Source organism: Streptomyces sp. H27-H1, assembly GCF_026627445.1.
Taxonomy (GTDB): Bacteria; Actinomycetota; Actinomycetes; order Streptomycetales; family Streptomycetaceae; genus Streptomyces.
The window spans coordinates 105,843-117,980 of sequence record NZ_JAPNLJ010000002.1 but is presented as its reverse complement, the minus strand read 5'-3'; the positions used below and the strand labels follow the sequence as shown (position 1 = coordinate 117,980).

The following is a 12,138-nucleotide window of genomic DNA, read 5'->3' as shown; positions in this document are numbered from 1 at the left end:
GCCACCGCCGGGGCGGGCCCCCTCCCACAGCAGGAGACTGACGACGATGGCCGACCGGGTCACGGTGATCGGCTGGGACGGCTCGCCCCTGACCGCGGCCGCCCGGTCAGCGCTCTCCGCCGCCACCCTGGTGGCCGGCGCCGGGCACCACCTCGCACTCCCCGAAATTCCGCCCACCGCCGAACAGGTCCGCCTCGGCAGCCTCTCCATCGCCGCCCGCCGGATCGCCGGCCACCGCGGCACCGCCGTCGTCCTCGCCGACGGGGACCCCGGCTTCTTCGGTGTCGTACGGGCCCTGCGCGCCCCGGAACACGGCCTGGAGGTGGAGGTCGTACCGGCCGTGTCCGCCGTCGCCGCCGCCTTCGCCCTCGCCGGGATGCCCTGGGACGACGCCCAGGTCGTCGTCGCCCACCGCCGCACACTGCGCCGCGCCGTCAACGTCTGCCGCGCCCACCCCAAGGTCGCCGTCATCACCTCGCCCGGCGCCGGGCCCGCCGAACTCGCCCTGCTGCTCGAAGGCGTCCACCGCACCTTCGTCATCTGCGAGGAACTCGGCACCGACAAGGAACAGGTCACGGTCCTCACCTCGGACAAGGCAGCCGACCACAGCTGGCGCGACCCCAACGTGGTCATCGTCATCGGCGGCAGCGGACCGGCCGCGGCCGCTGCCGAACCGGCCTGGCTGCTGGGCCGGAGCTCCGGCCCGACCGCCGGACGGGGCTGGGCCCGCCCGCAGATCGACGTAGGAGAAGGGGAGTCCACGCAGCTGCGCGCGGCCCAGCTCGCCCGGCTCGGCCCGCGCACCGGGGACCTCGTCTGGGACATCGGCTCCGGCTCCGGAGCCCTCGCCGTGGACGCCGCCGCCCTCGGCGCCGCCGTCATCGCCGTCGACGCCGACCGACTCGCTTGCGAACGCACAACCGCCGCGGCCCGCGCCCGGGGCGTGCAGCTCCAAGTGGTCAACGGCCGCGCCCCGCACGTACTGGAGACCCTGCCCGAACCCGACGTCGTGCGCGTCGGAGGCGGCGGAGCCGTCGTCGTCGCAGCCGTGGCCGACCGCCGCCCCGAACGGATCGTCAGCCACGCCTCCACGCGCGACGAGGCGGAGGCCATCGGCCGGGTTCTGGCCGAGGGCGGCTACACCGTCGAGTGCGCGCTGCTCCAGTCCGTCGCCCTGGACACCCGGACCTGGACCGAACAACAGCGGTCCGTGGCGTTCCTGCTGGCCGCCGAGCGCCCCGTCAACCGCCCGGACCGCCCCTAGCCGCGAGGCCGGGGTAGGCTGGCCGATCGTCGCACCGCCCGGCGGATTCGGGTACGCGGCTTCGGCTGGACGCGCGACGTGGCGCAGTCCACAGAGCACCGTGGCGGTTATGGCCGACACGGCGGCGAACGGGCAGGACAATACTTACTGGTTGTCGTGCGGGCGTACGTCGAGGCCTCGTGGGCGACCGGGCAGTCGAAGAGGCATCACCGATGGGCGAGGGGTACGCATGACTGACACCGGCCAGGTTCCGGGCGAGGGTCTCCCGGACAGCACGGGCATGGTGGATCAGCCGGGTGTCCCCGCCCCGGTTCCCATGTCTTCCCCGGCGACCGGGAGCTACGCCTTCCAGGACCTCGTGGACAACCCGGCCGAGCCGGAGGACGAGGAACTGCTGCTGATGCCGAGCAGCCAGGGCGCGTGGAGCGACCCCCAGGTCGTCCCGCCGATGCCCGCCTTCCCCGAGCCCTCCGCCTACGCCGAAGGCCCTTACCCGGAGGCCCCGTACGCGCAAACGCCGTACGCGGAAGCCCCGTACGCCGACTTCGCGGGCGCCCCGGAGTACCAGCAGCCCGACCCGGTCCAGCTCCCGGTCCCCGAGGCGCCGCTCGGCTACGCACCCGTGGGCCTCGGCCACCCGCAGCAGTCCTTCGACGGGCAGCCGTTCGTCACGGAGCAGCCGCCCTTCGCCGACGCCTCCTACGGCGCCGGTGTGCACGAGGCCGGCGGCCGGGATTCCGGCGCACTGGACCTCGGCGGCCTCGTGTCCCCGCAGTCCCAGCCGCAGTCCCCGGTGGCCCCCGTCGTCGCGGCGCCGGTGCGGCGTCCGCTGCACATGGGCCCGCCCGTGCCCGAAGCCACCGGCGGAGTCGTACGCTCCCTCGCGGACCGGGGCCCGGCCGCGATGCCGGCTCCCGCCGCGGCTCCCGTGCAGGCTCCGGCCCCGGCCGTGCCCCTCGCCGTCCCCTCGGCTGTCCCCGTCCCCTCCCTCGCCCTCGCCGAGCCCGTCGCCCCGGACCTGAGCACCCCGTCGATGCCCGTCCCGGTGAGCCAGTCCGGGCCCGCGACCACGGGTCCCGAGTACCTGGACTTCACGCAGGCCGAGGCCGAGCACGCGGCGGGCCTGGCGCAGCAGCCGGCCGAGACCCCGGTGCAGACCGGGACGCCCTGGAGCATGGAGCCGGCGCCGGAAGCCCTGGCGGAACCCGTCGCAGCGCCCGTGGCGGAGCCCGTCGCAGCGCCCGTGGCCTTCGCGCAGCCCGAGCCGGTCGTCGCGCCTGAGCCGCAGCCGCGGCCGGACCCGCAGTCCGTGCCCGTGGCGGAGCAGGAAGCCGTCGCCGTCCCCGTGGCCGAGCCGGTCCTCGTGGAGCCCGCGCCGGAGCCCGCCGTCGAGCCCGCCTTCGCGGAGCCCGAGCCGGTCCTCGTACCGGCACCCGAGGCCGTCGCGGTTCCCGCTGCGGAGGCCGAGGCGGCGCCGGCGCCGGTCCTGGAGCCCGCGCCGGAGCTCGAACCGCAGCCCGCAGAAACGGTGGTTCAGGCCGAAGAGCCGGAGGCCCTGCCCGAGCCCGCCGCCGTCGTCGTGCTGCCCGCGCCCGAGCCCGTCGCCGCCGCGCCGGCTGCCGACGCGGTGGCTCTGGTGGAAGCCGGTCAGGCCCCCGAAGCCGAAGCGGAGCCGCAGCCCGAGCCCGAAGCGGAGCCGCAGCCCGAGCTCGAGGCCCCGGTCACCGAGCCGGCCCCCGGCTACGCCGACGCCGAGCGCGAGGCCGTCCTGCGCGTCATGCGCGAGCGCCGCGACATCCGCAAGGGCTTCCGCCGCGACCCCATCCCGCACGAGGTGCTGCTGCGCGTCCTGGAGGCGGCCCACACCGCGCCCAGCGTCGGCCACTCCCAGCCCTGGGACTTCGTGGTCATCAAGTCCGCCGAGACCCGCCGGACGATGCACGAGCTCGCCGAGCAGCAGCGCGACGCCTACGCGAAGTCGCTGCCCAAGGGCCGCGCCAAGCAGTTCAAGGAACTCAAGATCGAGGCCATCCTCGACACCCCGGTGAACATCGTGGTCACCGCCGACCCGACCCGCGGCGGCCGCCACACCCTGGGCCGGCACACCCAGCCGCAGATGGCCCCGTACTCCTCGGCCCTCGCCGTGGAGAACCTCTGGCTCGCCGCGCGCGCCGAAGGCCTCGGGGTCGGCTGGGTCAGCTTCTTCGACGAGCGCGAGATGGTCCGCGCGCTCGGCCTCCCGGAGCACCTGGAGGTCGTCGCGTACCTGTGCGTCGGGTACGTGGACGAGTTCCCCGACGAGCCCGAGCTCGCCCAGGCCGGCTGGTCGCAGCGCCGGCCCCTGGCCTGGGTCGTGCACGAGGAGACGTACGGGCGCCGCGCGCTGCCCGGTGAGGAGCCGCACGACCTGCTCTCCGAGACGGTCGCCAGCATCCGCCCGCTCGACGCCAAGGCGCTCGGCGAGGCGTGGGAGCGGCAGAAGCGCATGACCAAGCCCGCCGGGGCCCTGGGCATGCTCGAAATCATCTCGGCCCAGCTGTCCGGCCTCTCGCGGGTCTGCCCGCCGCCGATCCCGGAGCCCGCCGCGGTGGCGATCTTCGCGGGCGACCACGGTGTGCACGCACAGGGGGTCACCCCGTGGCCCCAGGAGGTCACCATGCAGATGGTGGCCAACTTCCTGGGCGGCGGCGCGGTCTGCAACGCGTTCGCCAACCAGGTCGGCGCCGAGGTCTGCGTGATCGACGTGGGCGTCGCCGGCGACCTCCCGGCCACCCCCGGCCTCCTGCCCCGCAAGATCCGCCCGGGCACGGCCGACCTCTCCACCGGCCCCGCGATGACCCGCGAGGAAGCGGTCGCCGCCATCGAGGTCGGCATCGAGACGGCCCGCGACCTGGTCGCGGCGGGCAACAAGGCCCTCCTCACGGGCGAGATGGGCATCGCGAACACCACGGTGTCGGCGGCCCTCATCTCGGTCTTCACCGGCGTGGACCCGGCGGAGGTCACCGGCCGGGGCACGGGCATCAACGACGAGACCCACTCCCGCAAGGTCGAGGTCGTACGCCGCGCCCTGGAACTCCACCAGCCGGACCCGGCGGACCCGATCGGCGTCCTGGCGGCCATCGGCGGCCTGGAGCACGCGGCGATCGTGGGCCTCCTCCTCGGCGGAGCCTCCCTGCGCACCCCGGTGATCCTGGACGGCGTCAGCGCCGGCGCGGCCGCACTGGTGGCCCGTGCCATCGCGCCGGAGTCGCTCTCCGCCTGCATCGCCGGGCACCGCAGCGCGGAGCCGGGCCACGTGGCCGCCCTGAACAAGCTGGGCCTGCGCCCGCTGGTCGACCTGGACCTCCGCCTCGGCGAGGGCACCGGCGCCCTGCTGGCCCTCCCGCTGGTCCAGAGCGCGGCCCGCGCGATGCACGAGGTGGCCACCTTCGACTCGGCGGGCGTCACCGAGAAGTAGGACCGCCCGGTGGCGCAGCCCGTGGTGCGCGATGCCACGGGCGCGCCGAGCCTGGTCCCATGGCAGGCACCGGACCGACCGACCGCGGTCGGTCACGCACCGGACGCCCGGGGCCTTCGCGCCGTCACGGGCAGCGGCCGCGCCCCCGGTGGAGGTCCGCTGCCGAGACCACCCCGCTCGACAGCCGTGGGAACCGGGTCCCTCCCCAGGAACCGGGGGACCGGTACGGATGCGCGAACGAGATCTCCCCGGTCTCCCGCGTCGCCGTCGGCTCACCGGCCGAACCGCAGCCCCCGCGCACCTCGGACGATCCCGCACCGACCGGCCCACCCGACGACGAGCACGGCTGAACCGGCTGCCCCGGGCGGGGCTCCCGCAGGCCCTTGCGGACCCCAGGGCATGCTTCCGCCCAGGTGGGGCCGTATCTTGGACCAGCAGTACCGCACTGCACGCACTCTCCTCGCCGCTCCAATGCCGTAGCGGCCCACCCAGCCGCCCTCAGGAGCAGCCCCCGCCATGGCCGACACCCCCGCCTACCCCGTCGGACTCCGCCTAGCGGGCCGCCGCGTCGTCGTCGTCGGCGGCGGCCAGGTCGCCCAGCGCCGCCTGCCCGCGCTCATCGCGGCCGGCGCCGACATCCTCCTGATCTCGCCCTCCGCGACCCCCTCCGTGGACGCCATGGCGGAGACCGGCGAGATCCGCTGGGAGCGCCGCCGCTACGAGGACGGCGACCTGGCCGGTGCCTGGTACGCCCTCGTCGCCACCCGGGACCGCGCCGCCAACGACGCCGCCTCCGCCGAAGCCGAACGCGAGCGGATCTGGTGCGTCCGCGCCGACGACGCCGAAGCCGCCACCGCCTGGACCCCGGCCACCGGCCGCGTGGAGGGCGTCACCGTCGCCGTGCTGAGCGGCAATGACCCCCGCCGCTCCGCCGGCGTCCGAGACGCGGTCGTCGAGGGGCTGCGGGACGGCTCCCTGACCGCTGCCCGCACCCACACCCCCGGCGTGTCCCTCGTCGGCGGTGGACCCGGCGACCCGGACCTGATCACGGTCCGCGGCCGGCGCCTCCTCGCCGAGGCCGACGTGGTCATCGCGGACCGGCTCGGCCCCCGCGACCTCCTCGACGAGCTCCCGCCGCACGTCCAGGTCATCGACGCGGCGAAGATCCCGTACGGCCGCTTCATGGCCCAGGAGGCCATCAACAACGCCCTCATCGAGCACGCCAAGGCCGGCAAGGCCGTGGTCCGGCTCAAGGGCGGGGACCCGTACGTCTTCGGCCGCGGCATGGAGGAGCTCCAGGCCCTCGCCGAGGCAGGCATCCCCTGCACCGTCGTGCCCGGCATCTCCAGCTCCATCTCCGTGCCCGGCGCGGCCGGCATCCCGGTCACGCACCGCGGGGTCGCGCACGAGTTCACCGTCGTCAGCGGCCACGTCGGCCCCGACGACCCGCGCTCCCTCGTGGACTGGGCCTCCCTCGCCAAGCTCACCGGCACCCTGGTCGTCCTCATGGGCGTCGACAAGATCGGCCTGATCGCCGAGGCGCTGGTCCGCCACGGCCGCCCCGCCGACACCGCCGTCGCCGTCATCCAGGAGGGCACCACCGCCTCCCAGCGGCGCGTGGACGCCACCTTGGCGACGGTCGGCGAGACCGTCCGGGCCCAGGAGGTCAGGCCGCCCGCCGTCATCGTGATCGGCGACGTGGTGAACGTCCACCGGCCCACGGCCGGGTGACACCCCCGTACCCCCGCAATCCCGCAACCCGGCAGAGCCGTTGGCACCGCACCCAGGACAAGGCAGTATCACCCTGTGGCTGATCTCATCACCGTCGAGGACCCCGACGACCCGCGCTTGCGCGACTACACGGGCCTGACCGACGTCGAACTCCGGCGCAGGCGCGAGCCCGCGGAAGGTCTCTTCATCGCCGAGGGCGAGAAGGTGATCAGACGCGCCAAGGACGCCGGGTACGAGATGCGCTCGATGCTGCTCTCCGCCAAGTGGGTCGACGTCATGCGCGACGTCATCGACGAGCTCCCGGCCCCGGTCTACGCCGTCAGCCCGGAGCTCGCCGAGCGCGTCACCGGCTACCACGTGCACCGCGGCGCCCTCGCCTCCATGCAGCGCAAGCCACTGCCCACGGCCGAGGAACTGCTCGCCACCACCCGGCGCGTGGTCATCATGGAAGCGGTGAACGACCACACCAACATCGGCGCCATCTTCCGCAGCGCGGCCGCCCTCGGCATGGACGCGGTACTGCTCTCGCCCGACTGCGCGGACCCGCTGTACCGGCGTTCCGTCAAGGTCTCCATGGGCGCGGTGTTCTCCGTCCCGTACGCGCGGCTGGAGGGCTGGCCCAAGGGCCTGGACTCGGTCCGCGAGGCCGGCTTCAAGCTGCTCGCCCTCACCCCGCATCAGAAGGCCTCGCCGATCGACGTGGCCGCCCCGCAGACGCTGGAGCGGGTCGCGCTGATGCTGGGCGCGGAGGGGGACGGGCTGTCGACCCAGGCACTGGTCGCGGCCGACGAATGGGTACGCATCCCCATGGCGCACGGGGTGGACTCGCTGAACGTGGGCGCGGCCGCGGCCGTCGCCTTCTACGCGGTGGCCAACGGCCACCCGTAGGCCCGGGCGGGGCCCCCTCAGGGCCCCGCAGGCGGCCGATGGCGCCGCCCGAGCCTCTGGCCGGAGCTTTCCGGGCCAGAGGCTTCGCGCCGGAGCCTCCAGCGCCGACCCCTCCGCGCTAGAGCTTCTGGGCGAGCGCGATGCCCAGAGCCACGATCAACGTCACCACGACGAAGACGATCAGGCGCTGGCGCATCAGCTTCGGGTCCGGCCGTGACGGCCGCCGGCCCGTGCCCGTCGTACGGGGCGCCGGGCGGCCGCCGGTACGCCCCGCGGTGGAGCCGGACGGCCGTGAGCCGGTGCCGCGCGCCGAGGAGGGCCGCGAGTGCGGCCCGCTGTGCGGTCCCTGCCCCTTGGCCGGCGCCTTGCCCTGGCCCGCTCCGGTTCCCGTACCCGGACGTCCCGGGACGGGAGTGCCGTCGCTACGGCGCTCCGTGCGCTGCTCGGCGTACTCCTCGGGGTACTCCTCGGTCAGCCGCCCCGTCGGCCGCTCGGTCCGCGCCCGCTGCGCGGGCGGGCGGCTGTCGCCCAGTCCGTGCGCCTCGCGGGCCGCGATCTCCTTGAGCCGCATCGACAGCTGGAGCGTGGTCGGCCGGTCTTCGGGATCCTTCGCCAGGCAGGCCCGTACGAGGGGCGCGAGCGCGTCCGGAACACCCTGGAGGTGCGGCTCCTCGTGCACCACCCGGTACAGCATGACCTCGGAACTGCCGTGCCCGAAGGGCGAGTCGGCGGTGGCCGCGTAGGCGAGGGTGGCGCCCAGCGAGAAGACGTCGGTGGCAGGGGTGACGGCGGCTCCGCGGACCTGCTCGGGCGCCAGGAACCCGGGGGAGCCGACGGCCGTGCCCACGTGGGTGAGGGTGCTGGCGCCGGTGGCCCAGGCGATCCCGAAGTCGATGATGCGCGGGCCCTTGGGCGACAGCAGGATGTTCGAGGGCTTGAGGTCGCGGTGGACCACGCCGGCCTCGTGCACGGCGACCAGCCCCTCGGAGAGCGCGGCGCCGATGGCGGCGATCGCCGATGCCGTCAGGGGGCCCTCTTCGGCGACCTTGTCGTGCAGGGAGGGGCCGGGGACGTACTGCGTGGCGAACCAGGGGCGCTCCGCCTCCAGGTCCGCGGCGACCAGGCGCGCGGTGCACCCGCCGCGGATCCGCCGGGCGGCGGAGACCTCGCGCGCGAAGCGCGAGCGGAACTCCTGGTCCTCGGCCAGGTCCGGCCGGATCACCTTGAGCGCGACGCGCTGGCCGCGCCGGTCGGAGCCCAGGTAGACGACGCCCATGCCTCCGGCGCCGAGGCGCCGGTGCAGTCTGAACGAGCCGACGACACGCGGGTCCTCGCGTCGGAGCCGCATCATCGCCATGTCCACCCCGCTGACCGGTCCTCCTGTTGACGTGGCACAGCTTACGGACCATCCGGCATGCGCGCTCAGAGGCCGCGCCCTCGCCCGGAGATTCGATTGTCAGTACGGGGCAGTCCACTTGGGGATTCCCCGGACCACCGCTAGGACGCATGTACGGAACGGGGCGGTTCGCTCAAGCCCGTCTCGGGCCAAGGGAATTGGGGTGGCCGGTGGTATATCGGGGGGAGGGGTGCCCGCCGCGGCGCGCGGAGCCGTCCGGTTGATCTTGGGACCGCCTGGTCGGCGGCCAGACGTGTGCGGTGAGTAACGGAAGTGAGCGAAGTCACTACGCTCCGGTGATCCCCTCCGGGAAGACCCTCAGAGCGGGGGGCGGGTCTCCACCCAGGGGAGTACACGCGGGGTGGACTCCTCATCCTCCTGGAGGCCTGGCAATGGGTACGAAGGCATGAGGCCAGGAGCCTTCCCCGCGCCTAGTGTTGAGGACAAGCGGTGGGTGGAGCACTCGCCCCCCGAGGTCACAAGCCCGCCGCTGCCAAACGACAGGGAGAGGACCATGGCGGACATCGCCCGGCAGGGACGCAAGGCATTCGCGTTCAACAGCCATGAGTCCGGCCGTCGCCACCCACTGGTGGCCGCGGCGATGGTGCTCCCCCTGGCCGCCCTCCTGCTCTTCCTCTTCGGAGGCTTCGACCAGGTGGTGGCGCAGGCGTCGTCCGTAAGCGTGATGCTGGGGCGCTGAGCGGCGCCCCGGGCCCAGGAGAGCGGCCTGGGCCGGGACTGTCACCGGCCGAACCCCGTGGGGACGGGGGAGCGGTCGACGGACGGCAGGTGAAGGGTGCTGCGCGTAAGGCTGGGGAGCCGGACGCGCAGCACCCTTTTTCATGCCCTCATGCCGTCATGCCCTCATGCCGTCATCGCTCATGGCCCCCAGGCCCAGGCCCAGGCCCGGGCACTGCCCGGCCCCGCCCCCGGGGTGTCCGCGGTGCTGCGTACCCTCGTCCCGAGGAGCACCCGCCCGGGGCGCTCGCCGGCGCGGGGGAGTGGCGATGGCGCGGTCGGGCCCTGAGGGCAGCGTCTGGAGGCTCGTGCGGCAAGGCGTCCCACTGGGCGCGGTCACCGTGGAGTCCGCCGATTTCCCGTGGCTGCACGGCCGCTTCGCGCCGGAGCCTGGCTTCGGCCGGGTCGCGTCCTGGTTCGAGGCCGTCCAGAAGGTCATGGCGGCGGAGACCGACGACGATTCCTTCGGCGAGCGCTTCGACGAGGTGTACGCCCCGATCGCCGGGGAGCTGACCCTCCTTTCGCCGGACGGTCTGCCGGTGGCGGATTTCCTGCTCCACATCGAAGGCGCCGAGGCGTGGTTCCGCTGGAGCGAGTGAGCGCGGCCGCGCTCGCCGCGTACGCGGGCGCGAGCGAGTACGTACTGCTCGCGGACCGGGACGACGGCACCGTCGTCCGCTGCGGGGAGGTCGTGGTCAAGGCGCACGGGGAGGACAGCGACCCCGAAGCCCTGGCGGTACGCGTCCGGATCGCCGGGGACCCGGCGCTGGCCGGAGTGCTGCTGGCGCCGCTCGGCCCCGGGCTGGGCCGGGTCGGACGCCGGCCCGTCACCCTGTGGCCCTACGGCGCTCCGGTCGCCCCGGACCACCCGGAGGAAGCCCCCTGGGAGCCGGTGGCGGAGCTGCTGGCCGCCCTGCACCGGACCCCGCTGCACCACCTCCCGGGCCCGGTCCCCCCTATGCGCGGACCGGCGAAAGTGGCCCGCGCCCTGCGACGCCTCGACGCGGCCCGTCCGCTGGCGGCCCCCGCACCGACCGCGGCCTCCGATCCGGCCACTGTCGCGGTCCCGCTCACGGCACCCGTCCGGGCCCCTGCCGCCGTCCCCGCCGCCCCGGCCGGCGCGGACGCCGACCCCGACGCGGGGGAGATGGCGCGGCTCGTACGGGCCGCCGCCGGGACGCTGCCCGGGTGGGTGCGCGGGGAGGCCCCGCCGCCACCCGGCGGGGCGCTCTGTCACGGAGACCTGCACCTCGGACAGCTGGTCCGGGGACCTGCCGGCCGCTGGCGGCTGATCGACGTAGACGACCTGGGACTCGGCGCGCCCGCCTGGGACCTCGCCCGGCCCGCGGCCTGGTACGCGGCCGGGCTGCTGGACACGGAGACCTGGCTGCGCTTCCTCGACGCCTATCGCGCCGCCGGCGGACCGGCGGCCGGTGCGCCCGGCAGCGACCCCTGGCCGGAACTCGATCTCGCCGCCCGCGCGCTCACCGTGCAGACGGCCGCCCTCGCCCTCGCCAAGGCCGCCCGCGAGCGGCGCCGACTCGACGACGTGGAACGGTTGATGGTGGACGCCTGTGCCCGAATTGCCTCCCTCCCGCCCGACTTGGAGCCGCGGACTCCGTCGTAGGGTGAGCCTCATGCCACCGGGTACGCATCCGGTGTCGACGCGAACGGCGAGGAGTTGATCCGGTCATGCAGTGTCCGAAGTGTCACGCGATGATGCACACCTACAACCGCAACGGTGTCCAGATAGAGCAGTGCAGCGGCTGCCGCGGAATCTTCCTCGACTACGGCGAGCTGGAGTCGCTGACCCGCCTGGAGTCCCAGTACACCTCCCAGTACGGCCAGGTCCCGCCGGCCGCCGCCCCGCCGGCGCCCGCTCCGTACCCGCAGCAGCACGCCGCCCCCGCGCCCGCCTGGGGAGCCCCGCAGCAGGGCGGCTACGGCCACGGCCACCACGGCAACCGCAAGGGCGGCTTCGGCCGGATGCTCTTCTCCTCCTGAGGCAGCGGGGGTGGGGGCCCGGAAACCACCGGGCCCCCACCCGTCTCAGGGCCCACAGCGGACCGCACACGCGAAAGCCCCGGCCGTGGGAACGGCCGGGGCTTTCGGATGCTGGTGCGCGATACTGGGATTGAACCAGTGACCTCTTCCGTGTCAGGGAAGCGCTCTCCCGCTGAGCTAATCGCGCGGGACCACGTACACGGTGCGAGCACCGAAGATGGCAGGTTTGAAGCGTACTACGTGCGCGATACTGGGATTGAACCAGTGACCTCTTCCGTGTCAGGGAAGCGCTCTCCCGCTGAGCTAATCGCGCGGGATCCTTGCGGACCAGTGGACGATACTGGGATTGAACCAGTGACCTCTTCCGTGTCAGGGAAGCGCTCTCCCGCTGAGCTAATCGTCCTTGGAGGTGGAGACGGGATTTGAACCCGTGTAGACGGCTTTGCAGGCCGTTGCCTCGCCTCTCGGCCACTCCACCATGGAGCCGGCAGGGGGTCCTCGGGAAGATGATCCCCCACCTAGAGCGGACGACGAGACTCGAACTCGCGACATCCACCTTGGCAAGGTGGTGCTCTACCAACTGAGCTACGTCCGCAGGTCAACCGTGTTCGCTCCGGGGTGTTCCCCCTTCGCTCCCTGGCGACGTGTTGAACTCTAGCG

General features: G+C 74.1%; 9 protein-coding genes and 5 tRNA genes. 8 read left to right on the top strand and 6 right to left on the bottom strand.

Features of this window, described 5'->3' with window-relative positions:
- Positions 1-46 precede the first annotated feature (46 nt).
- The 4 genes from cbiE to OTB20_RS02320 all read left to right on the top strand — a co-directional run bounded on the left by cbiE (position 47) and on the right by OTB20_RS02320 (position 7,340).
- Positions 47-1,264 carry a precorrin-6y C5,15-methyltransferase (decarboxylating) subunit CbiE gene (gene cbiE / locus OTB20_RS02335; RefSeq protein ID WP_267814822.1) on the top strand — a complete coding sequence of 406 codons (1,218 nt, stop codon included), beginning with the start codon at positions 47-49 and terminating at the stop codon, positions 1,262-1,264.
- Between the two features lie 229 nt (positions 1,265-1,493).
- Positions 1,494-4,721: a nicotinate-nucleotide--dimethylbenzimidazole phosphoribosyltransferase gene (cobT, locus tag OTB20_RS02330; protein WP_267814820.1), complete on the top strand. Its 3,228-nt coding sequence runs from the start codon at positions 1,494-1,496 to the stop codon at positions 4,719-4,721.
- 516 nt (positions 4,722-5,237) lie between these two features.
- A complete protein-coding gene (cobA, locus tag OTB20_RS02325) occupies positions 5,238-6,452 on the top strand; it encodes a uroporphyrinogen-III C-methyltransferase (RefSeq protein WP_267814819.1) in 1,215 nt (404 codons plus the stop codon).
- Positions 6,453-6,527: 75 nt separating this feature from the next.
- Positions 6,528-7,340 (top strand): TrmH family RNA methyltransferase, encoded by an 813-nt coding sequence (locus OTB20_RS02320; protein WP_267756835.1) that lies wholly within the window; start codon positions 6,528-6,530, stop codon positions 7,338-7,340.
- A gap of 118 nt (positions 7,341-7,458) precedes the next feature.
- Here OTB20_RS02320 and OTB20_RS02315 read toward each other — a convergent pair whose 3' ends face one another.
- Positions 7,459-8,703 (bottom strand): serine/threonine-protein kinase, encoded by a 1,245-nt coding sequence (locus OTB20_RS02315; protein WP_267814818.1) that lies wholly within the window; start codon positions 8,701-8,703, stop codon positions 7,459-7,461.
- A 547-nt stretch (positions 8,704-9,250) separates the two neighbouring features.
- Between OTB20_RS02315 and OTB20_RS02310 the strand changes: the two genes are divergently transcribed.
- The 4 genes from OTB20_RS02310 (at position 9,251) to OTB20_RS02295 (ending at position 11,478) form a co-directional block, all read left to right on the top strand.
- Positions 9,251-9,436 carry a hypothetical protein gene (locus OTB20_RS02310; protein WP_266876567.1) on the top strand — a complete coding sequence of 62 codons (186 nt, stop codon included), beginning with the start codon at positions 9,251-9,253 and terminating at the stop codon, positions 9,434-9,436.
- Positions 9,437-9,782: 346 nt separating this feature from the next.
- Positions 9,783-10,073, top strand: coding sequence for a hypothetical protein (locus tag OTB20_RS02305; protein WP_267814810.1), 291 nt, complete (start codon positions 9,783-9,785; stop codon positions 10,071-10,073).
- Positions 10,070-11,101 (top strand): aminoglycoside phosphotransferase family protein, encoded by a 1,032-nt coding sequence (locus OTB20_RS02300; RefSeq protein WP_267814808.1) that lies wholly within the window; start codon positions 10,070-10,072, stop codon positions 11,099-11,101. Before OTB20_RS02305 ends, OTB20_RS02300 begins: the two co-directional genes overlap by 4 nt.
- A 65-nt stretch (positions 11,102-11,166) precedes the next feature.
- On the top strand, positions 11,167-11,478 hold the full coding sequence (locus OTB20_RS02295) for a zf-TFIIB domain-containing protein (RefSeq protein ID WP_267814805.1): 312 nt from the start codon (positions 11,167-11,169) through the stop codon (positions 11,476-11,478).
- A 112-nt stretch (positions 11,479-11,590) separates the two neighbouring features.
- Here OTB20_RS02295 and OTB20_RS02290 read toward each other — a convergent pair.
- The 5 genes from OTB20_RS02290 to OTB20_RS02270 all read right to left on the bottom strand — a co-directional run bounded on the left by OTB20_RS02290 (position 11,591) and on the right by OTB20_RS02270 (position 12,073).
- Positions 11,591-11,665: transfer RNA gene (locus OTB20_RS02290), tRNA-Val, on the bottom strand.
- Positions 11,666-11,719: 54 nt separating this feature from the next.
- Positions 11,720-11,791 (bottom strand) — tRNA-Val (locus OTB20_RS02285).
- Positions 11,792-11,809: 18 nt separating this feature from the next.
- Positions 11,810-11,881, bottom strand: a tRNA-Val gene (locus tag OTB20_RS02280).
- Between the two features lies 1 nt (position 11,882).
- A tRNA-Cys gene (locus OTB20_RS02275) sits at positions 11,883-11,956 on the bottom strand.
- Positions 11,957-12,000: 44 nt separating this feature from the next.
- Positions 12,001-12,073, bottom strand: a tRNA-Gly gene (locus OTB20_RS02270).
- Positions 12,074-12,138: the final 65 nt, after the last annotated feature.